Genomic DNA, 23,045 nt, shown 5'->3' on the forward strand with positions numbered 1-23,045 from the left:
CAGCGTTGGAAAGCGCGCTCTAAGGTGACACATCGAAAGTTAAAACGATTTAACAACCTGGATGCCATCCCCACCCGCTTCTCCGCTCAATCCCCTCCCCTCACACCAGAAGGAGTGCATCAATGTCGATCCACAATCCCCTCCGCCGCCGGAGTCTGCTCGCCGGGGCGACCGCCGCCGCTGCGCTCGGCGCGACGGCCGCGTGCGGCGACGACGGCCCGGCCGGGACCGCCGACGACCCGGTCGAGATCGGTTTCGAATGGTGGGGCGACGAAGCCCGCGCCGAGGTCACCAAGCAGGCTGTCGATCTCTTCATGCAGAAGAACGAGGGCATCACGGTCCGCACCAGCTTCGCCGACTACCCCGCCTACTGGGAGAGCCTGACCGGCCGCATGGCCTCGCGCGACCTCCCCGACGTGTTCCAGATGGACTACCCGCGCCTGCGCCAGTTCGGCGACACCGGGATGCTGCTGCCCCTCGACGGCGTGGTGGCGACCGACGACTTCCGCGACGGCGTGCTCGACACCGCCGAACTGGACGGCGAGCTCGTCGCCGTCCCGGTCGGCAGCAACATGTTCGGCCTCATCTACCGACCCGACTGGTTCGCGGAGCACGGCATCGCCGTCCCCGAGGCCGGGTACTCCTGGGAGGACTACGGCGACCTCATCGCGCAGGTGACCGCCGCGCTCGGCGAGGGCAGGTGGGGCGGCAGCGACTGGGCCAGCTCCTACCTGCTCATGGAGCTGTGGCTGCGGCAGCAGGGCGCGGCCTTCTACGCCGACGACGCCGCGAGCCTGGCCTTCACCAAGGAGCAGCTCGTCGAATGGTGGTCCTCGACCACCGCGCTCGTGGCGTCGGGTGCGATGCCCCCGCCCGAGGTCGCCGCCGAAGCCACCGCCCCCGGCGTGGCGGGCGGCGTGATGGCGACCGAGCTCCGCTGGGACACCGCGATGAGCGGCTACTGGCAGTCGGTCGTCGACGGCGGCGGCACTCTCGCGCTCGCCCCGCCGCCCTCCGCCGACCCCCAGAACCTCGCCCTCCACCTGCGGCCGTCCGTGCAGTTCGTGATCGCCGCGAACTCGGAGGCGCCCGAGGCGAGCGCCAAGCTCATCGAGTACATGCTCTCCGACCCGGAGGCCGCCGCGATCCTCGGCACGAACCGCGGCATCCCCTCGACCACGACCGGTCTCGAGAGCGTCGAGATCGACGAGGCCTCGCAGGTCGTGCTCGACTACGAGGCCGGCGTCCAGCAGTACCTCATCGACGCCCCGGTGGTGCCCCCGGCCGCGGCCGGCGCCATCGAAGCCAAGTTCACCGAGATCTACGGCCAGGTCCAGTACGGCGAGATGAACCCGGCCCAGGCCGCCGACCTCTTCTTCACCGAGGCCGAGACCCTGTTCCAGAGCGAGCAATAGCGCCACCCCGGCGGGGGAGCGGCCTCAGGCCGCTCCCCATCCGCATCGATGGACCCGGCCGATGCAGTCACCCTCCCCGCCGACCGCTCTCATCACCGGCGGAGCGGCCGGCATCGGCGCGGCCTTCGCCAGGGCGCTCGCGCAGGAGGGCTACCGGCTCGTCCTGGTGGACCGCAATGCCGAAGGGCTGCAACGGATCGCAGGCACCATCGACGCGGACACCGAAGTCCTCACCGCCGACCTCACCGTCGAAGCGGACCTCGTTCGGGTCGAGCAGCGCTGCCGCGAAGGCGTCGACCTGCTGGTGAACAACGCCGGATTCGGCCATCCACCGAGTTCCTCGACACCCCCGCGGCGGCCGAGCTCGCGATGTCGAAACCGCACGTGGACGCCGTCCTGCGCCGCACGCTCGCCGCGCTGCCGGGCATGATCGAGCGCGGCCGCGGCGGCATCGTCAACCTTGGTTCGGTCCTCGGATTCTTTCCCAGCTCCACGTATTCGGCCTCGAAAGCATGGGTCGTCAACTTCAGCCAGTCCGCCTTCACCAAGGCGCGACCGAGCGGCGTCCGCGTCACCGTGCTCTGCCCGGGTTTCACCCGCACCGAGTTCCACGACAGCGCCGGCATGAACATGGCCGGGATCCCGGGCTTCCTGTGGCTGGAGGCCGACGCCCTGGTCAAAGCGGCACTGCGCGACTGGCGCAAAGGCAAGGCCGTGAGCATTCCCGGCTGGCAGAACAAGACCATCGCGGCCCTCAGCCGCCTCCTGCCGATGCGCCTGATCCTCCGCATACATGCGGGACCGGCAGGCGCTCCCTGGCGGTGCGGGACCCGGCTTCCGCCCCGCGGTTCCAGCCCGGAGCTTGACACACCCCTGCTGAGCGGGAATCATAGTTTCAGTAACCGTTCTCGAAAGACTTTAACCGGGGTGAATTCTTTGGCGCGCAAAGCGAATGCTTCGGGTGACGGAACTCGCCACACCACCATCCGCGAGGTGGCCGAACGGGCCGGCGTCTCGGTCGCCACCGTCTCGCGCATCCTCTCGGGCACCTATCCCGCCGCCCCCGCCACCCGCAGCAAGGTCATGCGCGCCGTCGAAGAGCTCGACTACGTCGCCAACCACCACGCCCGCGCCCTCCAGGGGACCACCCGCAAGAGCATCGCCATCATCGTCAACTCGGTGATCTCCCCGCACTACGCCCATGTGGCCCAAGGGGTCCAGACCCAGGCCGCCGAGGACAGCCGCCTCTGCCAGATCGGCACCACGGGCGGCGACGCCGAGCGTGAGCTCGCGATGGTCCAGTTCATGCGCGAGCAGCACCCCGAAGCCGTGATCCTCGTCGGCAACGTGAACGCCGACGCCGAGTACCGGGCCAGGATGAGCCGCTACGCGCACGCGCTCGCGGCGATCGGCTCGCGCCTCGTGCTCTGCGGCAGGCCCCCGCTCGGCCCGGACGTGCCCGCGGTGGTCGTCGAATACGACAACACCGGCGGCGCCTTCGCGGCCACCGGTCATCTGCTCTCCAACGGCCACAAGCGAATCCTCTACCTCGGGAGACGCGACGGGTACACGACCGCCGACGCCCGGATCGAGGGCTACCGCAAGGCGCTCGCGGCCTACGGCGCCGAGCACGACCCGGGGCTCGAAGTCGACGGCACGTTCGAGCGCTTCGAGGGCTACCGGATGATGAAGGAGCGCCTGGCCGCCGGGCCGCCGGACTACACCGCGGTCTTCTCCGGCAACGACCAGATCGCGGCGGGCGCGAGGCAGGCCCTGCTCGAGCACGGTCTTCGCGTGCCCGAGGACATCTCGATGGTCGGCTTCGACGACCTGCCTCCGGCCGCCGACATCGACCTGACCACGGTCTACCAGCCGCACGAGGAACTCGGCCGCACCGCCGTGCGCCTCGCACTGGAGCACGCCCGCCAGGGCGGCCCGCCTCCGCACACGATCCTCGGCACCCACCTGGTGCTCCGCGGCTCCGTACAGCCCCTCGTCACGCGGTAGCCGGATCCTGCGCGCCGGCGGGCATCGAACTGATTTCCACAATGGTGGTTCGGGCGTCGCCCGGACCGCGCCCGGTCAGTCCGTCCTCCGCCGGAGCGGGCCGGCGCGAGCGCGCCGACGGCGAAGCCGAGCAGGGCCACGACGACGCCGCCGCCGAGCGATGTCGGTCCTCGCCGTTAGGCTTCCGGGGATGTCAGAACGACCAGAGTTCGCGCGCTTCCCCAATGTCCAATTCGTCGAAGGCGACACCAGTGACTCGGTGATCTACAGCCCCGGCGGTCCCGCCGACTCCCATCTCGCGGAGGTCTTCGCCGCCCACGGGCTCGAGGGCTCCGGCTACGACTGGCAGTCCGCGGTGCGCGCCGCCCTGATCGAGCAGGGCCCGCTGCTGGAACGGTTCTCGTTCGACTCCGAGGGCGGGATGTTCTGCGCCTACGGCACCGACCGCGAGGCGCTCGGTGCCGTCGCGATGACCTTGGAGTCGTTCCTGCATCGTCCGGTGCTCCTGGTCGAGGCGCTGGCGGTCGCCGCCGAGCGCGACCTTCTCGACTGACGTTCCCGACGCGGTTCAACGCGCGATCGTGATCGAGCGCCGCACCAGCCGGCGAACCCCTGGAAGGCCGATCGAGCGCATCATCATGTCGCTCAGCCAGACGTGGAACCTCGTGGGCGGCGCGAACTGGGCGATCCCTCTGCGCGCCAAGGCCTGCCGCTTCACGACCTCCGGGCGCATCCGCGACTCCCAGCGCGCCGTCGCCTCGGGCACCTCGTGCCGCTCCAGGGCCTCGCCGAGCCTGTCCGCGCCCGCGAGCGCCAGGCCCGCACCGTATCCGGCGAAGAGCGTCACGCACCAGGCGGCGTCGCCGAGCAGCACGACGCTGCCGCTGCTCCAGGCGTCCATGCGGATCTGGCTCACCGAGTCGAAGTAGGCCCCGCCCGGGTCCTTGCGGAGCTGCACCAGTGCGTCGGGCACGCCGCCGCCCAAGTCCCCGAAGGCCTCGTCGAGCGCGGGAACGGGGCCGCGCCGCAGGTCCGCTTCGGCATCGGCGCTGCGGTAGGCGAAGAACGCGGACGAGCGGCCCGGTCCGAGGTTGATGACGGCCGCGGTGCGGCGGGGACCGATGAACGTGGTGCCGCTGCCTTCGGCGAGACCGTGCGGGACGCGCCGCAGCGGGAAGGCGCCGACCATGTGGTCCATGTCGACCCTGAAGCGGGATTCCTCGCCGAAGACGAGTCTGCGGGTATTCGAATGCAGGCCGTCCGCGCCGATGAGCAGGTCCGCGTGCGCCGTGGTGCCGTCGCTGAAGGTCGCGGCGACGCCGTCCGCCTCCTGCGCGACGGCGGTCACGGTGGTGCCGAAACGGAACTCGGCCGTGTCGGCGACCGCTTCGAAGAGCACCGCCTCCAGATCGCCCCGGAACACCGACATCGCGCGCGTACCCTGCGCGGCCTCCACGATGGCCTGCGGCACCGTGAACTTCGTCGATCCGTCGGCCCGGACCAGGACCGAGGTGAAGGTTCCGAGGTCGCGACTCGCCAACGCCGGGGCCAGTCCCAACCGTTCGACGGCGTCGAAGCCGCCGCCGATCAGGTTCACCATGTACCCGCTGCTGCGCCGCGCCGGCGCGCGTTCGACCACGACCGCGCGCCAACCCGCCCCGTGCAGCCGCAGCGCCGCCGCCAGCCCGGCGATCCCCGCCCCGACCACGATCGCCGTGCGCTTCCCGTGCTCCATCTTCGCCTCCGATCAGTTTGAACATGTGTTCATTCCTAGTATGAACGAGTGCTCAAACTGTCGCCGAGGACCCCTCGGCGGACCGATACACTGGTGCCCGTGCCAAGAGGAGTCGCCATCCCCGAGCTGCGGCAGCAGCTGCTCACCGCCGCCGAGCGCGTGATCCTCCGCGACGGCCCCGGAAGGCTCAGCGGCCGCGCCGTCACCACCGAAGCCGGTGTCGCCGCAGGACTCCTCTACGCCCACTTCACCGACCTCGACGACTTCCTCGCCGCCTACGCCGTCGACCGCTCCTTCGTCGTCATCGCCGCCGCCGGGACCCTCGCCGACCGCGCCGGAACCGGCGACATCGCCACCGACCTCGGCGATGCCCTGCTCGCGATCCCGCGCGACACCCTCGCCGCGCTCACCCGCCTCCTCGTCCTGCGACCCGAACTCGCCCAACGCGTCCGCGACGTGCTCGGCGACGACACCGCCCTCGACGCGATCCAACGGGCCGCCGCCGCCCGCCTCGAAACCGAACGCCGCCTCGGCCGCCTCGCCGCGAACGTCGACCCCCAGGCGGTCGCGCTGGCCCTCACCGGCACCCTCCACCACCTGGTGCTCACCGGCGAGGACCTGGACCAACGCCTCCGACCCGCGATCACCGCGCTGGTCGGCACCACTGCGAACGAACGGAGCGGCAATGGCGGATGACCAGCGCCCGGACCTGCCCCAGCGCATCGGCATCGACCGGCCCGGCTCCTTCAGCCGCTCGGTCTTCCACGAGCGCCACCCGGTCCTCATCGAGAACCTCCTCGGCGACTTCCCCTATCCGGCGCGTATCCAGGCGCGCTTGGAAAGCCTGCTCGCCGAGACCCTGAACGGCACCGTCCCGCCCGAGATCCCTCCCGGCCCGAACGCGTCGTTCTGGGAGGCCCAGATCGCCGAATGCGCGGGCAAGCCGTGGAGCGAACTGCCGTTCCTGTGGGCCGAGTCGTACTTCTACCGCCGCCTGCTCGACGCCACCGAGTACTTCGAGCCCGAGAGCCCATGGGCCGGCGTCGACCTCTTCGCGCCCCAGAAACATGCGCAGCTCGCGGGCGCCGAGATCCAATCCGACCTCGACGCCTACACCGCGCTCGCCGAACGCGAGACCGCCGAGCGCCGTCGCGCGCTCCTCACCGCGAGCCTCTGGGGCAACCAGGCCGACCTCGGCTTCCGCACCACCAGCTCCATAGCGGGGCAGAGCGACATCGTGGTCGACGACAGCCCCGCGATCTGGGACCTCGTCGACGGCCCGGGGGAGGGGCCCGTGATCGTGGTGGCCGACAACGCCGGCCGCGAGCTCACCGCCGACCTCGCCCTCATCGACGCGATCCTCGAAACCGCGACCGTCGAGCTCCACCTCAAACCGCACCCGTACTTCGTCTCCGACGCCACCGGCCGCGACCTGCACGCCACCCTCGACACGCTCGCCGCGAACCCGAACAAGCCGGTCCAGGCGCTGGCCGAGCGCCTCCGCGACGCGATCCGCCACGAGCGCCTGCTGCTGCGCACCCACGGTTGCTACGTGCTGCCCACCACCTACCGGCACCTGCCGCCTGACCTCGCGGGCGGCTTCCGGGCCGCGAAACTCGTGATCCTCAAGGGGGACTTGAACTACCGCCGCCTCGTCGGCGACCGCGAATGGGACGCCGCCACGCCGTTCGGCGACGTCGTCGACTACTTCCCGGGTGACGTGGCCGCACTGCGCACCGCGAAGTCCGATCTCGCCGTCGGCGTCCCGCCCGCGCGTCTCAGTGAGTTGGAAACCGGTTCCCCGGATTGGCGGGTCAGCGGCACGCACGCGATGATGCAAGTGCTGCACTGAACCAAGGAGGCGACGATGCCGGTCGACGAGTACTTCACCAAGATGATCGAAGGGCTGGAGGCGGCCACCGCCCCTGGCGGGAGCGAGGAGGAGAAGGGCGCGCTCGCCCACGCGTTCCTGCAGGAGTACATCGGTGACGCCCTCGCTTGGGACGCCAGCGGAGTCGCGATCGAGGACATCGCGATCGACGGCCCGCACGGCCCGATCCCGTTGCGTCTCTATCGCCCCGAGGACGGCGCGACCGGCGCGATCCTCTGGTGCCACGGCGGCGGTTTCCTCCACGGCGACCTCGACATGCACGAGGCCCACGTGGCGAGCATCGAATTCGCCCGCCGCGCCGGTGTCGCGGTGGCCTCGGTGGGCTACCGGCTCGCCGACGACACCACCAAGTATCCGGTGCCGATCGACGACGTGCACGCCGCCTGGAACTGGTGGTGCGAGCAGCCGCTTCCCGAAGGCGTGCCGATCGCGCTCGGCGGCGCCAGCGCCGGGGCCGCTCTGGCCCTCGCGACCGCCCTGCGCACCAGGGACACCGGCGGCCGCGCGGCGGACGCGCTCCTGCTCGCCTACCCGTTCGCGCACTTCCCGAACCCGACCCTGAGCGTGGAGATGAACGCGGAGATGGCGGCAGTGCCGTTCCGGTTCACTCCCGAGAGCGTCGAGCACATGGTGCGGAACTACGTGGGCCGCATCAGCGACGTGCCCGCGGACGCCCTGCCGGGCGCGGCCCGGCTCGACGGCCTGCCGCCCACCCGCATCGTGGCCTCGGAGTACGACGACCTGCGCGCTTCGGCGGACCTGCTCGAGCGTCAGCTCCGCGAGGTCGGCGTACCGGTCGAGTCGTATCTGGCGCTGGGCATGACGCACGGGCACTTGAGCCACTCGCCGAACCTCCCGGAGGTCGGCCACTCCCTCGATTTCCTCGCGAAGTTCCTTTAGCCGCAAGCCGTCGATGTCGGGTCCGCCTTCGCCGAGCAGGCGCATCGGCTTCTCCTGGAACCTCCCGACCCCGCAACGCGGCCTACCAGGAGTCTCGTTCCCGTTCTGTCGCAAGACACCTCACCGTCCGAACACACAGGATCACATCGTCACCGATCGACAGTGAAAGCGGATGGAAGCGCCTCATTGATGAACTCGGCCGCCCGCAGATCGCCGTACTGGCCGGCCTCCACCCCGACACACCGACCCGCCGCAGAAAGGAGCAGCAGTGGCCCTGACCAGCGCAGGAACCTGTCTGGCGGCGACCGGCAGAAGCCAGGCCGATGATCTGACCGCAATAGACATGGAAGAATCGAGGCTGAAGCGTGCCATGGCTCCTCTTGGCCAAGCGGAATCAATGGGGGCCAACCGAACGTTCCGGCGAAGGGTGTCCTGTGCGGACTCTCAGATCTCTCCTCCCGATCGATGATGGTGTCGCATTCCTGCAAGAAGCTCGCAGGCGCGATGTCGGCAATGCGGACCTGGCTGTGGGGCGGGTCCGCACTCGACTGGTTCGTCCGCGCAGGTCTCGACGGGCCTCGCTCAGGCCTACGCAGGCCTCGACGGTCGTTCCGGTCGTCTTCGTATGCCTCGTTCTGAGCATTGCCTCCGGCCGGGGTGATCCCGACCGGCGATCTCCCACCCAGCACGGCCCTGAGGGCCGTGGTCAGCTGTGGATCCCGATAGCACTCGGGGACTGAGGCAAACAACCCGGTGAGGGTCGCCGTCTCGGAATCGGTCCGGTTTGTGAGTCGGCCAGAGGCTTGGCGTAGTCTGCGTGCACCTACTCGACACCTGTACGTTTTCCGTATCCCTGTGCGTATCTCAATTGTCCCTCAAACAGCCTCGGTCCGTCATCACCCACACGCGCACAAACCTCTCACGTTCGCATGTGACGCGGAGCCGAGCCCGCTGCGCCCCAACCGAAGCCGAGCCCGCCCACCGCCCCGCCTCACCTTCCGCCTCTTCGTCGTCGCTTGGTTGAACAGTGAGTGGCTACAACCGCGGAGCCCGCAATGCTCGGTAACGCCCCTGCCTCCATATGCGGCGAAGGCCCCGAACGCGCCGGCGCTCAGGTCTGCTTGGGCTTGGGTGTCAGTCGCGGCCTGCCGCGCGGAGGAGGCCGGTGAATGGGGCGCTCTCTCCTCCGCGCTCGACGCGGTGACCCGCGGTCGCACCACGGTGATCATCGCGGCACCTCCTGACGACGGCCGAGACTTCCGACGAGGTGCTGGTCTTCGATGCCGGGAACCTCGTGCAGCAGGGTCCCGCATGCCGATATCCACCTCGACGTCTGTCTGCTCGATCGACCGCGGTACCGAGGACGAAGTGGTCCGCCTGCTCGGCCTCAGCGCAGCCAGGGTCGATGTGGGCCAAGGGGCCGAGGGCAACTGGGAGGTCATGGCCGACCCCGAGGGCAACGAGTTGTGCGTCCTGCGCACCCTGGCGTCGCAGCGAGCGGCGACGGCCGGGCCTTGGGCCCGGCCGTCGCGTCGTTCAAAGGCGCCTAAAAGGGACCGACTGTCACCGGCGCCCGCTGATCGCTCAGCGCTCCGACTCCAGGGAAGTCCAGGTTCGGGCAGCTCAGGCCCGCTTCCGGCACGACCTTGTCGACGAAGTAGGCGTTGACGGCGTCGTCGACGCACTCGGACGGTCCTCCGTAGATGGTGTGCCCGTAGCCCTCATAGGTGATGAGGTGTCCGTCGGCCTGCTCGGAAGATGCCAGCGTCCACTCGTACACCGTCGCGGGGTCGTGCTCGTTGCCGATGAAGACGATCGGCGGGGCGTGGCCTACGTCCAGTTCCCCGCGCTCGTTGGTGTGCTCGATGCCGGAGCCGACGCAGGTGAGCGCGTGCTGGTTGTAAGGCGTCCACTCGACGTCGGGGTAGGCATCGGAGAGCCGCTCCTGGAGCGCCTCGAACTCGGCGAAGTCCTCGATGTCCCAGCCGTAGTCCTGGCACCAGGCCGGGTAGTACAGGTGGTTCACCTCGGGTTCCGCCTGCAGCGTTGCGATCCCGTCCAAGGGGGTGCCATCGCGCATCGCGGCGTATGCCTCGGCCAAGTCCGGCCACACTTGCGGCGAGTTCGCGGCGAACGTGTACTTCATGGACAGTTGGTAGAAGTCCATCGGCTCACCGGAATCCGGGTCGATGAGGTCCCCGGCGCGGGCCTCGGTCTTCAAATCGCCGTAGAGGGACTCGATGTCCTCGCCGTGGAGCGCGCACTCGGGTGCGTCCTCGCACCATGCGGTGAACTCGTTGAAGTTCTCCTCTACCGCCTCGGTCTCGGTGCTCATGAAGTCCCAGACCGATTCGAGGCTGTGGTCCATGTTGCCGTCCAGGACCATCGTGCGGATCCGGCGCGGGTACTCCTCGGCGTACTGCTGGCCCATGATGGTCCCGTACGAGTAGCCGAGGTAGTTGAGCTTGCCCTCGCCGAGCGCCCGGCGGATGCGCTCCATGTCCTCGACGGTCTCGAGGTTCGAGACGTGGTCGAAGAGCTTCCCAGTGCGGTCGCGGCAGTCCGCGGCGAGGGCGGCGTTGGCGTCCGCGAAGGCCTCGAACGAGGCCTGGTCCGTCGGAATGCCTATGGCGCCCAAGGCATTCAGGGCGTCTTCGCCGCAGAGTACCTGGGTGCTGGTGTTGACGCCGCGCGGGTCGAAACCGACGAGGTCGAACTGCTCGGCGGCCCCGCCGGTGAGCGGATTGAAGTACTTGACCGCTTCGACGCCCGAGCCGCCGGGCCCGCCGGGGTCCATGAGGATCGTGCCGAGCTTCTCGTCCGGGTTCGCGGCCTGCCTGCGGGCGAGGCCGATCTCGATCTTCTCGCCCCAAGGGCGGTCGTAGTCGAGGGGGACTTCTATGGTGGCGCACTCGACCGCTTCGGCCGGATCCACATCGGGGCACGGCTGCCAGTCAATGCCGTGGCGGGAGGAGCCTGCGGCTGCGGGTGCGGCGGCGAGGAGCGTGAACGCGAGGACCGCCGCGGCTGCGGCGGCCAGATACCGGGTGGGAGTCTTCAAGTGGATTTCCTTCTGGTCGAAGGGAACCCGATCGCGCGGACGCGAGCCGGGTGTTCGTTTCCACCTGAGATTGTATGAAAAGTATTGGTCCGATAGGGATCCCGCAGACGGTACCTTTGATGGTCCTGTGTCCCAGCGGAATCGCTCGCCTCGCCGCTACCAGCAGGTGCCGCCTTCGTTGCGTTCGACGATGCGGTCGCGGACGCGGCCGAGCGCGTCGGCGATGGCCTTGCGCTCCTCGGGCGTGAGCACGTCGATGAAGATCTCGCGCACCTTCTCGACGTGCCCGGGCGCGGCGCCTTCGAGCGCGGTGCGGCCCGTGTCGGTGATCTCGGCCAGAACGCCGCTGCCGCTCCACTCGCACTTGCGCCGCGTGACGAGCCCGGCCTTCTCCATCTGCCCGATCTGGTAGGTCAGGCCGCTCTTGGAGTTGATGAGGCGCTCGGCCAGCTCGGTCATCCGCAGTGCGCCGTTCTCGGCCCCGTTGAGGTGGATCAGGATCTCGTACTGCAGGTGCGAGAGGCCCGAATCCTCCTTGAGCTGCTGGTCGAGCTCGCGGGCGACCAGGGTCGAGGCCGGGATGAACGCCATCCAGGCGCGCATCTCCTCCTCGTTCAACCACTGCGTGTGACCCATGCCTCTACTCTACTCCCTTGTTCAAATTTGAACACAACTGTACCTTGGTCGCAGCAGTTCAAATTTGAAATGCTTTTGACCATCGGAGACGACATGGAAACCGTTCACGCGACCGCCGCGGTCCGCACCCGCGTCACCATCCCCCTCACCTTTGCCGACGGTTACACCACGACCGCCGAAGCCGTCACCTTCAAAGGCCTCGCCGACGGCCGGGAGCACCTGGCGCTCGTGCTCGGCCACCCCGCCCCGGGTGAGGCGCCGCTCGTGCGGATGCACTCCGAATGCCTCACGGGCGATGTCTTCGGCTCGGCCCGCTGCGACTGCGGACCCCAGCTCCGCGAGGCCGTCGAACGCATCGGCGAACGCGGCGGCGTCCTCCTCTACCTGCGCCAGGAGGGCCGCGGCATCGGCCTGTACAACAAGCTCGACGCCTACGCCCTGCAGGACGACGGCCTGGACACCTACGCGGCCAACACCGCCTTGGGCCTGCCCGAGGACGGCCGCGACTACACCGCCGCCGCCCAGATGCTCGAGGCGCTCGGCGTCGGCGCGTTCGAGCTGCTCACCAACAACCCGGACAAGGCCGGTCAGCTCCGCGGCCTCGGCGCCGACGTGACCGCGACCGTGCCCACGGGCGTCTTCGAAACCGAGAGCAACGTCCGCTACCTGAGTGCGAAGGTCCAGCACACGGGCCACACGATCGCCCTGGCGGCACTCGCCGCCTGATGGACGCCGAATGGGCCCCGCATCGCATCGATGCGGGGCCCGTTCGCGTGTCTCAGCAGCGCTTGGTCTCGAACGAGGTCGAGAGACCGGCCAGCGCCCGCATCGGCCCGGTGAAGGCGTCGCAGCACAGGGCGTAGAGGTTGCTGCGGCCCTTGGGGGTCACGGTCACGAGGCCGAGTTCGCGCAGCGGCGCGAGGTGGTGCGAGACGAGGGTCTGCGCGAGGCCGGTCGCCTCGGTGAGCTCGCGCACGGTGCGGTCGCGCTCGGACAGGAGCATCACGATCGCCAGGCGGTTCTCGTCGGCGAGGGCCTTGAACTGGGGTGCGAGGTCGCGGGCGCGTTCGACGAGCTTCTCGTCGGGCTCGGCGGTGACGTCGGTCAGCTCGATCTCGATCAGGCGGCTCATGCAACAAGTAAACCACAGAACTTGCTATCAACAGCAATCACTGGTATTAATTATCTACGTTGATGTGATCGCGATCGGCGCGACCACCACAAGGAGGTCCTCATGTCTCTCGCCACCCGCCGCCCCGCCAAGACCTGCGCCGTCATCGGCGCCGGCCCCGTAGGCCTCGCCGCCGCCGCGCACCTGCTCGAACGCGGCATCACCCCGATCGTCCTCGAAGCCGGCCCCAGCGCCGGAGCGGCCATCGGCCAGTGGGGCCACGTCCGGCTCTTCTCACCATGGCGCTTCGACATCGACTCGGCCGCAAGGCGACTCCTCGAAGGCACCGGCTGGACCGAGCCCGACGCAGCAGGCCTGCCCACCGGCGCCGAACTCATCGGCCGGTACCTCGGGCCGCTCGCCACGGCGCTCGGCGACCACGTCCGCTACGGCACCCGCGTCACCGGCGTCGCCCGGCTCGGCGCGGACAAGACCCACAGCCTCGGACGCGAAGGCCGCGCCTACCTCCTGCGCACCGTCGACGAAGCAGGCGAAGGGTCCGATGTGATCACCGATGCGGTGATCGACGCCTCGGGTGTCTGGGGCCGCGCGAACCCGCTGGGCGCCAACGGCCTCCCCGCCGCGGGCGAGACCGCCGACGCCCCCTGGCAGGTCGGCCCGCTCCCGGACGTGCTCGGCCGCGACCGCGAACGGTTCGCGGGCAAGCGGACCCTCGTGGTCGGCGCGGGCCACTCCGCCGCGAACACGCTGCTGCTCCTGGCCGAACTCGCCGAAGCCGAGCCGGGCACCGAGGTCACCTGGGCGATCCGGGGCCGCAGCGCGGCGAAGGTCTACGGCGGCGGCTCCGCCGACGCGCTCCCCGCTCGCGGCACGATCGGGACCCGCCTCAAGGCACTCGTCGAATCCGGTGCCGTCGAACTCGTCACCGACTTCACGATCGACGCTTTCACCACGGCCGCAGACGGTTCGGTCGCCGTGACCGGCCAGACCGGCAGCCTCGCCGTGCGACTCGAGACCGACAACGTCGCCGCCGCCACCGGATTCCGCCCCGACCTCGAGCTCCTGCGCGAACTGCGCCTCGACCTCGACGCCACCGTCGAAGCCCCGGTGAAGCTCGCGCCGCTCATCGACCCGAACTTCCACTCCTGCGGCACCGTCCCCGCCCATGGCGAAGCCGACCTCGCCCACCCCGACGAGGGCTTCTACATCGCCGGTGTGAAGAGCTACGGCCGCGCCCCGACCTTCCTGCTCGCCACCGGCTACGAGCAGGTGCGATCCATCGCCGCCGCGCTGGCGGGGGACCGCGAGGCCGCCGACCGGGTCGAGCTCGACCTGCCCGAGACCGGCGTCTGCTCCTCGAGCCGCGCGCTCGAGGCGACGAGCATCGCCGACGCGAGCGAAGGCTCGGGCTGCTGCGGTGCTTCGGCCGAGACCGCGGCCGAAGCCGGTCGCGGCACGGGCTGCGGCGCCGACGCGGCGAAGGAACCGGTGACGGTCGGGGCCCGCGGGCTGGCGACCGGCGTCCTGCACGGCCGCGCCGGTGAGCGTGTCGAGCTGCCCCAGGCGAAGTCCGGCTGCTGCGGCTGAACCGCCTGTTAACTTGGGCGGATGAGACGAGTGCTCATCACGGGCGTGTCAGGGGTCGGCAAGTCGACCGTCGTCGCGGCGCTGACGGCGCTCGGACACACGGCGGTGGACACCGACTACGGCGGCTACTGCTCACCCGGCCCGGACGTGGAGCCGCCGAAACCGACCGCCGAACCCGGGTGGGTCTGGAACGAGGCGCGCCTCCGGCGTCTGCTCGACGCCGGAGGCGACCCGCGCTTCGTGAGCGGCTGCGTCCCGAACCAGGGCCGCTTCTACGCCGACTTCGACCGGATCGTGCTGCTCAGCGCCGCACCCGAAGTGGTGCGGCGCAGACTCGTCGGCCGCTCCGGCAACGACTACGGGAAGACCCCCGGGGCACTCGCGCAGGCCTTGCGCGACCAGGCCGAGGTCGAGCCGCTGCTGCGCCCCGGGGCGACCCTCGAGATCGACACCGACGCACCGCTCGACGCCGTGATGCCGCGACTGCTGCGGCACGCACTCACATGAGCGCCAACCGGTGAGGCAAGCGCCTGTCGGCACCGCCGGGGGAGCAGGGGACCCGCTCGATCCCGTCCTTCGTCGCGAGGTCAGTAGCCGAGCAGTTCGTCGAGGAGGGCACGGACGCGGCCGTCGAGTTCGTCGCGGATGGCGCGGACGCTCGCCCTGTCCTGACCGGCCGGGTCGGCCAGCTCCCAGTTCAAGTACCGCTTGCCGGGGTAGACCGGGCAGGCGTCGCCGCAGCCCATCGTGACGACCACGTCCGAGGCCCGGACGGTCTCGTCGGTGAGCGGCTTGGGGAACTCCTTCGCGAGGTCCAACCCCATCTCCGCCAGCACCTCGACGACCGCGGGGTTCACCTCCGCGGCCGGAGCCGAGCCGGCCGACCGCACCAGTACCCGCCCGGCGGCGTGATGGTCGAGCAGTGCGGCGGCCATCTGACTCCGGCCCGCGTTGTGGACGCACACGAACAGGACCTCGGGCCGGGTCTTGTCCCGCGCGCCGGTGACGGTGAGGGTCGCGTCCAGGCGCTCGGCGGCGAACCGTTCTGCCAGCACGTACAAGTGGCCGCGCACTCGCGCCGTCGCGGCGAGGACGAGATAGGAGTCCTCCAGGACCGCGCGGACCGTTTCGGGCGAGAAGTACGCCGCGAAGCGGTCGGCGAGCCGGGCGGTCGAGGTGTTGAGCAGCTGGGCGGTTTCGGGCGGGATCGCGAGGCTGTCGGCGGTCATCGGGGTGGTCCTCTCATCGGCGGGAACGGCATCGGCGGACACGATCGACTCGATCGTCATCTAATTAGATAATCATCGAATATGAACGATGGCCGAACTCCCGGTGACCGATTGCAGAGCCGGACGTCGCCGGCCGAGTGGGCCCCCAGGTCGTCCGGCCGTTCGCCCGCCGCGCAGGCGCATCGCGACTGATGTGTGATCCAGGCAACTGGAGTGCTGCTTGTCGGCTACCTAGACGTCCGTCAAAATAGACGCATGTCGAAGCAGCCTGTTCGTCTCACCCTTGCGACCGACCTGGACGACTGTCGGGTCCCGCTGATCAAGGAACCCCTCAACGCCGATCAGGCCGAGCGGCTCGCCTCCTCCTTCAAGGCGCTCGGCGACCCCGTGCGGCTGCGGTTGCTCTCCCTGATCGCCTCTCACGAGGGCGGCCAGGCCTGCGTCTGCGACCTCACCGACGCCTTCGAGGTGTCGGCGCCGACCATCTCCCATCACCTCAAGGTGCTCAAGGAGACCGGTCTGGTCTCCTCCGAACGCCGCGGCACCTGGGTCTACTACCGCGCCGAACCGGCCGCGCTCGAACTGCTCTCCACCGTGCTCTCGGTCCCCCAGGGGGCCGCCGCGTGAGCGCCGTCGCCGAAGCGAACGCCGCTTCCCCGACGCAGGTCAAGCTCTCGACCCTCGACAAGTACCTTCCGGTGTGGATCGGCGCGGCCATGCTCGCGGGCATCGCACTCGGCCAGTGGATCCCCAGCGTCGGCAAGGCGCTCAACGCGGTCCAGATCGGCGGCGTCTCACTCCCGATCGCCGCCGGGCTGCTGCTCATGATGTACCCGGTGCTGGCGAAGGTCCGCTACGACAAGCTCGACTCGGTGACCGCCGACAAGCGGCTCCTCGTCTCCTCGATCGTGCTGAACTGGCTCGTCGGCCCCGCGCTCATGTTCGCGCTCGCCTGGGTCTTCCTCCCGGACCTGCCCGAGTTCCGCACCGGCCTCATCATCGTGGGCCTCGCCCGCTGCATCGCCATGGTCATCATCTGGAACGACCTCGCCTGCGGCGACCGCGAAGCCGCCGCGGTCCTGGTCGCGCTGAACTCGGTCTTCCAGGTCATCGCCTTCGGCGCGCTCGGCTGGCTCTACCTCGACGCCCTCCCCAGGTGGCTGGGACTGGACGCCACCGGACTGGAAGTCTCCGGCTGGGAGATCGCACTCAACGTCGCCGTGTTCCTCGGCGTCCCGCTCGCCGCCGGGTACCTGACCCGCCGCATCGGCGAGCGCCGCAAGGGCCGCGACTGGTACGAGTCGAGGTTCCTCCCCACGATCGGCCCGTTCGCGCTCTACGGCCTGCTCTTCACCATCGTGGTCCTCTTCGCCCTGCAGGGCGAGGCGATCCTGAACCAGCCCATGGACGTCGTGCGCATCGCACTCCCGCTGCTCGTCTACTTCGGGCTCATGTGGGCCGGGTCCTTCGCCCTCGGCAAAGGCATCGGCCTGAGCTACGAACGCTCCACCACGCTCGCGTTCACCGCCGCGGGCAACAACTTCGAACTCGCCATCGCCGTCGCGATCGCGACCTTCGGCGCCGCCTCCGGCCAGGCCCTGGCCGGGGTGGTGGGCCCGCTCATCGAGGTCCCGGTGCTCGTGGGCCTCGTCTACGTGAGCCTGTGGGCCCGCCGTTTCTTCAACGCCCGACCGCAAAGGAACACCGCGAATGTCTGAGAAGCCTTCCGTCCTCTTCGTCTGCGTCCACAACGCCGGACGCTCCCAGATGGCCGCCGGATGGCTCGCGCACCTCGCGGGCGACCGCATCGAGGTGCGCTCGGCCGGCTCGGCCCCCGCCGACCAGGTCAACCCCATCGCCGTCGAGGCCATGCGGGAGGTCGGCATCGACATCGCCGCGCAGCGCCCGAAGATCCTCACCGTGGACGCGGTCGAAGCCTCGGACGTGTGCATCACCATGGGCTGCGGCGACGTCTGCCCGGTCTTCCCCGGGAAGCGCTACCTCGACTGGACGCTGGACGACCCGGCCGGGCAGGGCATCGCGCCCGTCCGGGTCATCCGCGACGAGATCAAGGCCCGCGTCGAAGGCCTGATCAAGGAACTGCTGCCTTAACCCTTCACCGCGCCGATGATCACGCCCTTCTTGAAGTGCTTCTGCACGAACGGGTAGATGATCAGCGCGGGGACGATCGCGATCATCACGATCGCCATCTTCACCGCCAGGGTCGGCGGCGCGTCCTGCAGGCCCGAGGCCTGCGGGAGCGGCGCCGACTCCACCACGTACGTGCGCAGCACCAGCGCGAGCGGCCACTTCCTGGTGTCGTCCAGGTACAGGAACGCGTTGAACCAGTTGTTCCAGTACGCCACCGCGTAGAAGAGCGTGACCACGGCGATCACGGCCTTCGACAGCGGCGCCACGATCTGCCACAGCACCCGGAACTCCCCGGCGCCGTCGATCCGCGCCGAGTCGAACAGCTCCTGCGGGATGCTCATGAAGAACGCCCGGAGCACCACCACGTTGAACGCCGACACGGCCATCGGCAGGATGATCGCCAGGTAGTTGTCGCGCAACCCGATCGCGCTCACCCACAGGTACACGGGGATGAGGCCCGGGAAGATCACGAACATCAGCAGCACCGAGAACAGGATCGTCTTGTGCCCGAACGACCCCGGCCGCGACAAGGAGTACGCGCCGAGGATCGAGACGACCACGCTGATCAACGTTCCGACCGCCGTGATCCCCAGCGAGACCACGAGCGATCGCAGCACCACCGGGTTGCGGAACATCTGCTCGTATGCGCTGAACGTGATCCCGTCGCCCGGCCACACCACGAGCCCGCCGACGCGGTTCACCGTCTCGCCGCTCGACAGGCTCGTCAACGCGATCGTATAGAGCGGGAACAGGATCAGCAGCGCGATCACCACGATGCTCGCGCCCTTGACCGCCAGCCCGGCGGCACTCGGCTTCTCTTCCCATGCGGGACGCTTCCGAGAACTCATGACTTGGAGTACACCCCCCGCTCGCCCAGCATGTGGGCGAACTTGTTGGCGGCCAGGATCAGCACGAGCCCGACCACGCCCTTGAACAGCCCGGCCGCGGCCCCGTAATCGAAGTCGCCGGTGCGGATGCCGCTGTAGTACACGAACGTGTCGAAGACCTCCGAGGCCTGCGAACCGACCGCGCTGCGCTGCAGGAAGAACTGCTCGAACCCGACGTTCAGCGCGTCGCCGAGCCGCAGGATCAGCAGCAGCACGATCACCGGCCGGATCCCCGGCAGCGTGATGTGCCAGAGCCTGCGCCAGCGCCCGGCCCCGTCCACCGCCGCCGCCTCGTACTGGTTCGGGTCGATCGCGGCCAACGCCGCGAGGAAGATGATCGCCCCGAACCCGGCCTCCTTCCAGATCGCCTGCGAGGTCACCAGCAGGATGAACGTGTCCGGATCGGTCATCCAGTCCACGCCATCGAACCCGTTGGCGCGCAACGTCTGCGAGAGCAGACCCGCCCCGCCGAGCATCTGCTGGAAGATCGCGATCACGAGCACCCAGGAGAAGAAGTACGGCAGGTACACCACGCTCTGCAGCGTCGACCGCAGCCGCTCGGACGCGATCGAGTGCATGAGCAGCGCCAGCGCGATCGGCACCGGGAAGTAGAACACCAGCTGGAACGCGGTGATCCCGAGCGTGTTCAGCATGGCCCGCGTGAACTCCGGATCGGAGAACAGGACCTGGAAGTGGGTGAACCCGACCAGGCGCGAACCGAAGATGCCGCCGGTGAACGGCTTGTAGTCCTGGAAGGCGACCACGTTGCCCAGCGTGGGGACCCACCAGAACCCCCATACCAGGATCATCATCGGCGCGGCCATGAGCAGCAGCGGCCAGTCGCGGCGCAGCCGCTCCCGCCAGTGCGCCTTCGGCTTCGCCTTCCGCTCCGGGGCGTCCCCGGCCGCGGGGGCCGGGGACTTCGTCGTCAACGTGCTCACAAGCGGTCGTTGTCCTCTGCGACCCCGGTGTAGTACTCGCGGGCGGCGTCGCCGACCTTCGCGCGCCAGTCATCGACGATGGTCGCCCACGCGGCGACGTCGCGCTGGCCGCGGTAGATCTCGTGGTGGGCGTCCTTCATCGGCTCGTTCTCGGCGGAGAGGGAGGAGGGCATCTCGACGCGAAGGCCCTGGAACGGGTGGTCGTCGAGGAACGCCGCGGCATTGGTCTCCCACGCGTGCTGGGCCTCGACCAGGCCCGGGTACTGGAACTTGAAGTTCGCGTTGGCCCGACCGGACAGGAACAGGTACGTGTTGGCGACCTCGCTCTGGCCCAACGCGGTCCGCTGCGGCACCCCGTCGGCGTCCACGGTGAAGTGGACGCCTTCGACGCCGTCCCACACCAGGTCCCATTCCCTGGTGCCGAAGGGCGCCGAGCACCAGTTGGCGACCCGCAGGCACTCCTTGATCCGCTCCTCGGAGAGGTCCTTGCGGATGAAGGTGAACATGCCGGCCGGGTCGTCGCGCCAGATCGTGGGCGTGCCGCCCGCTTCCTTCGCGAGCGGGTTGACCGCCTGCAGGTCGAAGCCCGGGACGTCGCGGTAGGTGCCCAGCATCTCGTGCCAGGCGCCGAGGCCGTCCTCGTAGAACACCGCCTGGCCGGAGCCGATGAGCTCCTTGGCGTTCGTGTTGCGGTCGGCCACGTAGTCGGGGTGGACCAGGCCCTTGTCGAAGACCTGCCTGGTGAACTCGATCGCGGCGGCGAACGCCTCGGTCTCGAACTTGTGGACGAGCTTGCCGTCCTCGACCTTCCAGAGCGTGGGCACGCCCATGGCCTCCTGGACGGTCTGGTCGAGGCTGGCGAACGCCCAGCGGTTCTTCGAGGGGTCGTTCACCTCCTCGGCGATCGCGAGGAGTTCGTCGAGGTTGGTGGGGTGGTCCAGACCCAGCTGGTCGAGGATGTCCTGGCGCGCGAACAGCGTGTTCGTGTAGGGCGCCCGCTCCCAGGGGATGCCGAGCAGCGTGCCGCCGAAGACGCCCATCGCCCACGCGGCGGTCGGGTAGCTCGCGAGCAGCGGGTACTCGGCGGCCTTGTCGCCCGCGAGATAGGGCGAGAGGTCGGCGAACAGCTCGTTCGCGGCCTCGCCGAAGTCGGAGAGGTTCACGATCTCCCAGCCGGGGATCTGGAACATGTCGGGCACATCGCCGCTGGCGAGGGTGGTGGTGATCTTGTCGAGGTAGTTGTTGCCGTCGGCGATGTTGAACACGACGGTGCCGCCGAGCGCCTCGTTCACCGAGGTGAAGTAGGAGTTGTCCGGGAGGCCGGGCGGGGCCGGGTTCCACAGTGGTGTGATCGCGGTGATGTCCTCGCCGGTGGTCATCGGCGGCTCGGCGACGGCCTGAACCGGTTCGGCCGGGCGCGAGAGGTAGCCGGGGGAGACGGTGCCGTCCGGCTGCCCGGGGAGGTCGGGCTCGACCCCGCCCTCGTACGGCGTGTAGGCGGGCAGGAGGTCGGCGAGCTCGTCGGACCCCGCCGCGGTGCCGTCCGGTCCTTCGTCGAGCGCCGCGCACCCGGCGAGGGAGGCGGCGACCGCGCCTGCCGCTCCGGCCTGGAAGAGGCCGCGGCGCTGAATGCGGAACGCGGGGACGTTGCTTGAGGTGTCGCCCATGGCGATGCCTTTCGTTGGGGGATACAGGCTGCCGGGAATGGATTCTTTGGCTGGCTTCACACGCCAAGAAGGGGTGTATGCGCTGGCTGCCGGTGCCATTCTTTTAATGGTATGACCAAACAAATATAACCGCTCCGATGAGACGCGTGCAACACCCCTCCCAAAGGCACCGTCAGTCCGGGTCGTACCAGCGGTTAGACGCGTTTGCGACCCCGAGCCTGGAACAGCACCGCCGTCGTCGGCACCGGGACCATCCGGACCGTCTCCCGGCGGCCGAGGAGCCAGCCCGCGAAGTCGGTCAACTTAGGGCGAATGCCGCGAAGCTCCAGCGCCACATCGTGCTTCGCGCACGCCGCGACGAGCACCTCGCGGTCCACCAGCAGACGCGGATCATGGACCCCTCGGGTGGCGATGCGCGGCAGACGTTCCGCGACACCGATGGCGAGCAGGCGGCACATCGCGGTCGCCGCGAGCGTGTCGATCACGAGCAGCCCGCCGGGGCGCAGCAGCCGACACGCCTCCGCGACCGCACGGCGGAGATCGGGCACATGCTCCAAGATCTCGCCCGCCACCACGACCTCAGCGCACGCATCGGGCAGCGGCACCGCCAGCACGTCCCCCTGCACGCCCAGCACGCCGTGCTCGGCGGCCTGCCGCAGCGCCCCCAGCGAGAGGTCCACGCCGATGTGCGTGTAGCCCTTGCCGTCCAGATGCGGCGCCAGGAGTCCGGCCCCGCACCCGAGATCGACCAGGACCGCGCCCTCGCCGGGAGCGGGCGGCACCAGAGCGGCCCGCGCCGCCGCCAGCCAGTGCAGCATTGCGAACACCCCTCGCGGCCGCCACCACTCCCCGGCCAGCCGGTCGTACATCGCAGGGTCATTGGGCGCCAGACGCTCAGGGCTTCCGCTCATCCCGTCAGCGTGGCACACTGTGAGCCGTGAAGCAGGTTGCGGCGAGCTGGGCGCTGGTACGGGCCTCCCACCCGCTGCCCGCGGTCGCCGTCTCGGCCGTCGCGGCCGGGCTCGCCATCGGCGCCGACCGCGCGCCCGCCTCGGCCGCCGTCGCCGTCGCGGCCGTCTTCGCCGGGCAGCTCTCCGTCGGCTGGCTCAACGACCTCATCGACGCCCCCCGCGACGCACGGGTCGGCCGCACCGACAAGCCCTTGGCGGCCGACGAGATCCGACCCGCCTCGGTGCGCCTCGCATTCCTCGTCTCGGCGTTCGCCGCCGTGAGCCTCACCCTGTTCTCCGCCCCGCTCGCCGCCGCGGCGCATATCGCCGCCCTCGCCTCGGCCTGGGCCTACGACCTCGGCCTCAAGGCCACCGCCTTCTCGGTGGTGCCCTTCGCCGTCTCCTTCGGACTCCTGCCCGCGTTCCTCTCGAACGGCGCACCGTTCCCGCCGCCGTGGCTCATCGCGGCGGCCGCGACGCTCGGCTCCGCGGCGCACTTCGTGAACGCGCTGCCCGACCTCGCCGACGACGCCGCCACCGGCGTGCGCGGCCTGCCCCACCGCCTCGGCCCGCTGATCAGCCGTTTCGCCACGGCGGCCCTGGTCCTGACCGCCTCCGTACTGCTGGTGTTCGGCCCGCACGGGCCGCCCTCGCCGCTCGGGCTGGCCACGGTGCCCGCGGCCGTGGGCATCCTCGTCGTCGGCTTCCTCCTGGACAACCGGCCCCGCTCCAGGGCCGCGTTCCGCGCGGTCATGCTCGTGGCCCTGATCGACGTCGCCTTGCTGCTCCACACTGGAATATCCGTCGCGTTATCGGTTGGGGTTGATCGAGCCCGGAGTTCCGGGGGACACTGATC

22 protein-coding genes and 1 pseudogene are annotated in these 23,045 nt (G+C 69.6%); 14 read left to right on the forward strand and 9 right to left on the reverse strand.

The features are described from left to right. The first annotated feature begins 122 nt into the window (after positions 1 to 122). The 3 genes from JHY01_RS18490 to JHY01_RS18505 all read left to right on the forward strand — a co-directional run bounded on the left by JHY01_RS18490 (position 123) and on the right by JHY01_RS18505 (position 3,975). Positions 123 to 1,415, forward strand: a complete 1,293-nt coding sequence (locus JHY01_RS18490; RefSeq protein WP_205327147.1) for an ABC transporter substrate-binding protein — start codon at positions 123 to 125, stop codon at positions 1,413 to 1,415. Positions 1,416 to 1,463: 48 nt separating this feature from the next. Continuing rightward, positions 1,464 to 3,422 (forward strand): SDR family NAD(P)-dependent oxidoreductase, encoded by a 1,959-nt coding sequence (locus tag JHY01_RS27415; protein ID WP_275889819.1) that lies wholly within the window; start codon positions 1,464 to 1,466, stop codon positions 3,420 to 3,422. Positions 3,423 to 3,612: 190 nt separating this feature from the next. Continuing rightward, complete coding sequence (locus JHY01_RS18505; protein WP_205327150.1) at positions 3,613 to 3,975, forward strand: Imm51 family immunity protein; 363 nt, start codon at positions 3,613 to 3,615, stop codon at positions 3,973 to 3,975. Positions 3,976 to 3,990: 15 nt separating this feature from the next. On the opposite strand, the gene JHY01_RS18510 is transcribed toward JHY01_RS18505, so the two are convergent. Further along, complete coding sequence (locus tag JHY01_RS18510; protein WP_205327151.1) at positions 3,991 to 5,157, reverse strand: FAD-dependent oxidoreductase; 1,167 nt, start codon at positions 5,155 to 5,157, stop codon at positions 3,991 to 3,993. A gap of 99 nt (positions 5,158 to 5,256) precedes the next feature. On the opposite strand from JHY01_RS18510, the gene JHY01_RS18515 reads away from it, so the two are divergent. The 4 genes and pseudogenes from JHY01_RS18515 to JHY01_RS28170 form a co-directional block, all read left to right on the forward strand. Next, a complete protein-coding gene (locus JHY01_RS18515; RefSeq protein WP_205327152.1) occupies positions 5,257 to 5,853 on the forward strand; it encodes a TetR/AcrR family transcriptional regulator in 597 nt (198 codons plus the stop codon). Next, positions 5,843 to 7,009, forward strand: coding sequence for a damage-control phosphatase ARMT1 family protein (locus JHY01_RS18520; protein WP_205327153.1), 1,167 nt, complete (start codon positions 5,843 to 5,845; stop codon positions 7,007 to 7,009). The genes JHY01_RS18515 and JHY01_RS18520 overlap by 11 nt, the downstream gene beginning before the upstream one ends. A 15-nt stretch (positions 7,010 to 7,024) precedes the next feature. Beyond that, positions 7,025 to 7,948 (forward strand): alpha/beta hydrolase, encoded by a 924-nt coding sequence (locus JHY01_RS18525; RefSeq protein WP_205327154.1) that lies wholly within the window; start codon positions 7,025 to 7,027, stop codon positions 7,946 to 7,948. A gap of 1,347 nt (positions 7,949 to 9,295) precedes the next feature. Further along, positions 9,296 to 9,436, forward strand: a pseudogene (locus tag JHY01_RS28170) (VOC family protein); the annotation flags it as partial. A gap of 58 nt (positions 9,437 to 9,494) precedes the next feature. Here JHY01_RS28170 and JHY01_RS26835 read toward each other — a convergent pair. Together JHY01_RS26835 and JHY01_RS18535 are read right to left on the reverse strand one after the other, a co-directional pair. Continuing rightward, complete coding sequence (locus tag JHY01_RS26835; RefSeq protein WP_240192950.1) at positions 9,495 to 11,009, reverse strand: alpha/beta hydrolase; 1,515 nt, start codon at positions 11,007 to 11,009, stop codon at positions 9,495 to 9,497. Between the two features lie 156 nt (positions 11,010 to 11,165). Beyond that, positions 11,166 to 11,645: a MarR family winged helix-turn-helix transcriptional regulator gene (locus JHY01_RS18535; RefSeq protein ID WP_205327156.1), complete on the reverse strand. Its 480-nt coding sequence runs from the start codon at positions 11,643 to 11,645 to the stop codon at positions 11,166 to 11,168. A gap of 93 nt (positions 11,646 to 11,738) precedes the next feature. On the opposite strand from JHY01_RS18535, the gene ribA reads away from it, so the two are divergent. Then, entirely contained in the window at positions 11,739 to 12,371 is a 633-nt protein-coding gene (gene ribA, locus JHY01_RS18540; RefSeq protein WP_205327157.1) for a GTP cyclohydrolase II, read from the forward strand. Positions 12,372 to 12,423: 52 nt separating this feature from the next. On the opposite strand, the gene JHY01_RS18545 is transcribed toward ribA, so the two are convergent. Then, complete coding sequence (locus tag JHY01_RS18545; RefSeq protein ID WP_205327158.1) at positions 12,424 to 12,777, reverse strand: helix-turn-helix transcriptional regulator; 354 nt, start codon at positions 12,775 to 12,777, stop codon at positions 12,424 to 12,426. A 102-nt stretch (positions 12,778 to 12,879) separates the two neighbouring features. On the opposite strand from JHY01_RS18545, the gene JHY01_RS18550 reads away from it, so the two are divergent. Both JHY01_RS18550 and JHY01_RS18555 read left to right on the forward strand, forming a co-directional pair. Beyond that, positions 12,880 to 14,364: an FAD-dependent oxidoreductase gene (locus JHY01_RS18550; RefSeq protein WP_205327159.1), complete on the forward strand. Its 1,485-nt coding sequence runs from the start codon at positions 12,880 to 12,882 to the stop codon at positions 14,362 to 14,364. Between the two features lie 21 nt (positions 14,365 to 14,385). After that, positions 14,386 to 14,871 carry an AAA family ATPase gene (locus tag JHY01_RS18555; protein WP_205327160.1) on the forward strand — a complete coding sequence of 162 codons (486 nt, stop codon included), beginning with the start codon at positions 14,386 to 14,388 and terminating at the stop codon, positions 14,869 to 14,871. Positions 14,872 to 14,951: 80 nt separating this feature from the next. Here JHY01_RS18555 and JHY01_RS18560 read toward each other — a convergent pair whose 3' ends face one another. Next, on the reverse strand, positions 14,952 to 15,593 hold the full coding sequence (locus tag JHY01_RS18560) for an arsenate reductase ArsC (protein ID WP_205327215.1): 642 nt from the start codon (positions 15,591 to 15,593) through the stop codon (positions 14,952 to 14,954). Between the two features lie 255 nt (positions 15,594 to 15,848). Between JHY01_RS18560 and JHY01_RS18565 the strand changes: the two genes are divergently transcribed. The 3 genes from JHY01_RS18565 to JHY01_RS18575 are packed head-to-tail and all read left to right on the forward strand — an operon-like array spanning position 15,849 to position 17,705. Next, on the forward strand, positions 15,849 to 16,220 hold the full coding sequence (locus JHY01_RS18565) for a helix-turn-helix transcriptional regulator (protein WP_205327161.1): 372 nt from the start codon (positions 15,849 to 15,851) through the stop codon (positions 16,218 to 16,220). Continuing rightward, positions 16,217 to 17,311 (forward strand): ACR3 family arsenite efflux transporter, encoded by a 1,095-nt coding sequence (gene arsB / locus JHY01_RS18570; RefSeq protein WP_307814498.1) that lies wholly within the window; start codon positions 16,217 to 16,219, stop codon positions 17,309 to 17,311. Before JHY01_RS18565 ends, arsB begins: the two co-directional genes overlap by 4 nt. Next, a complete protein-coding gene (locus JHY01_RS18575; protein WP_205327162.1) occupies positions 17,304 to 17,705 on the forward strand; it encodes an arsenate reductase ArsC in 402 nt (133 codons plus the stop codon). Before arsB ends, JHY01_RS18575 begins: the two co-directional genes overlap by 8 nt. Here the strand turns inward: JHY01_RS18575 and JHY01_RS18580 are convergent. The 4 genes from JHY01_RS18580 to JHY01_RS18595 form a co-directional block, all read right to left on the reverse strand. After that, complete coding sequence (locus JHY01_RS18580) at positions 17,702 to 18,592, reverse strand: carbohydrate ABC transporter permease (protein ID WP_205327163.1); 891 nt, start codon at positions 18,590 to 18,592, stop codon at positions 17,702 to 17,704. The genes JHY01_RS18575 and JHY01_RS18580 overlap by 4 nt on opposite strands. Then, entirely contained in the window at positions 18,589 to 19,563 is a 975-nt protein-coding gene (locus JHY01_RS18585) for an ABC transporter permease subunit (RefSeq protein ID WP_240192967.1), read from the reverse strand. The genes JHY01_RS18580 and JHY01_RS18585 overlap by 4 nt, the downstream gene beginning before the upstream one ends. A 5-nt stretch (positions 19,564 to 19,568) precedes the next feature. After that, complete coding sequence (locus JHY01_RS18590) at positions 19,569 to 21,239, reverse strand: extracellular solute-binding protein (RefSeq protein ID WP_205327165.1); 1,671 nt, start codon at positions 21,237 to 21,239, stop codon at positions 19,569 to 19,571. Between the two features lie 194 nt (positions 21,240 to 21,433). Beyond that, the gene (locus tag JHY01_RS18595) at positions 21,434 to 22,150 is read right to left on the reverse strand and encodes a methyltransferase domain-containing protein (RefSeq protein ID WP_205327166.1); all 717 of its coding nucleotides are present in this window, start codon (positions 22,148 to 22,150) and stop codon (positions 21,434 to 21,436) included. 26 nt (positions 22,151 to 22,176) lie between these two features. Here JHY01_RS18595 and JHY01_RS18600 point away from each other — a divergent pair, with 26 nt between their 5' ends. Beyond that, positions 22,177 to 23,043, forward strand: a complete 867-nt coding sequence (locus JHY01_RS18600; protein WP_205327167.1) for a UbiA family prenyltransferase — start codon at positions 22,177 to 22,179, stop codon at positions 23,041 to 23,043. Positions 23,044 to 23,045 lie beyond the last annotated feature (2 nt).

Origin of the sequence: Glycomyces sp. YM15 (assembly GCF_016918015.1) — a bacterium.
GTDB lineage: Bacteria > Actinomycetota > Actinomycetes > Mycobacteriales > Micromonosporaceae > Glycomyces.

Bases quoted from the DNA above. Each gene is read 5' to 3' on its own strand.
- JHY01_RS18490 (WP_205327147.1), top strand. From the start codon at position 123: ATGTCGATCCACAATCCCCTCCGCCGCCGGAGTCTGCTCGCCGGGGCG.
- JHY01_RS27415 (WP_275889819.1), top strand. From the start codon at position 1,464: ATGGACCCGGCCGATGCAGTCACCCTCCCCGCCGACCGCTCTCATCAC.
- JHY01_RS18505 (WP_205327150.1), top strand. From the start codon at position 3,613: ATGTCAGAACGACCAGAGTTCGCGCGCTTCCCCAATGTCCAATTCGTC.
- JHY01_RS18510 (WP_205327151.1), bottom strand. From the start codon at position 5,157: ATGGAGCACGGGAAGCGCACGGCGATCGTGGTCGGGGCGGGGATCGCC.
- JHY01_RS18520 (WP_205327153.1), top strand. From the start codon at position 5,843: ATGGCGGATGACCAGCGCCCGGACCTGCCCCAGCGCATCGGCATCGAC.
- JHY01_RS18525 (WP_205327154.1), top strand. From the start codon at position 7,025: ATGCCGGTCGACGAGTACTTCACCAAGATGATCGAAGGGCTGGAGGCG.
- JHY01_RS18535 (WP_205327156.1), bottom strand. From the start codon at position 11,645: ATGGGTCACACGCAGTGGTTGAACGAGGAGGAGATGCGCGCCTGGATG.
- ribA (WP_205327157.1), top strand. From the start codon at position 11,739: ATGGAAACCGTTCACGCGACCGCCGCGGTCCGCACCCGCGTCACCATC.
- JHY01_RS18545 (WP_205327158.1), bottom strand. From the start codon at position 12,777: ATGAGCCGCCTGATCGAGATCGAGCTGACCGACGTCACCGCCGAGCCC.
- JHY01_RS18550 (WP_205327159.1), top strand. From the start codon at position 12,880: ATGTCTCTCGCCACCCGCCGCCCCGCCAAGACCTGCGCCGTCATCGGC.
- JHY01_RS18555 (WP_205327160.1), top strand. From the start codon at position 14,386: ATGAGACGAGTGCTCATCACGGGCGTGTCAGGGGTCGGCAAGTCGACC.
- JHY01_RS18560 (WP_205327215.1), bottom strand. From the start codon at position 15,593: ATGACCGCCGACAGCCTCGCGATCCCGCCCGAAACCGCCCAGCTGCTC.
- JHY01_RS18565 (WP_205327161.1), top strand. From the start codon at position 15,849: ATGTCGAAGCAGCCTGTTCGTCTCACCCTTGCGACCGACCTGGACGAC.
- JHY01_RS18575 (WP_205327162.1), top strand. From the start codon at position 17,304: ATGTCTGAGAAGCCTTCCGTCCTCTTCGTCTGCGTCCACAACGCCGGA.
- JHY01_RS18580 (WP_205327163.1), bottom strand. From the start codon at position 18,592: ATGAGTTCTCGGAAGCGTCCCGCATGGGAAGAGAAGCCGAGTGCCGCC.
- JHY01_RS18590 (WP_205327165.1), bottom strand. From the start codon at position 21,239: ATGGGCGACACCTCAAGCAACGTCCCCGCGTTCCGCATTCAGCGCCGC.
- JHY01_RS18595 (WP_205327166.1), bottom strand. From the start codon at position 22,150: ATGAGCGGAAGCCCTGAGCGTCTGGCGCCCAATGACCCTGCGATGTAC.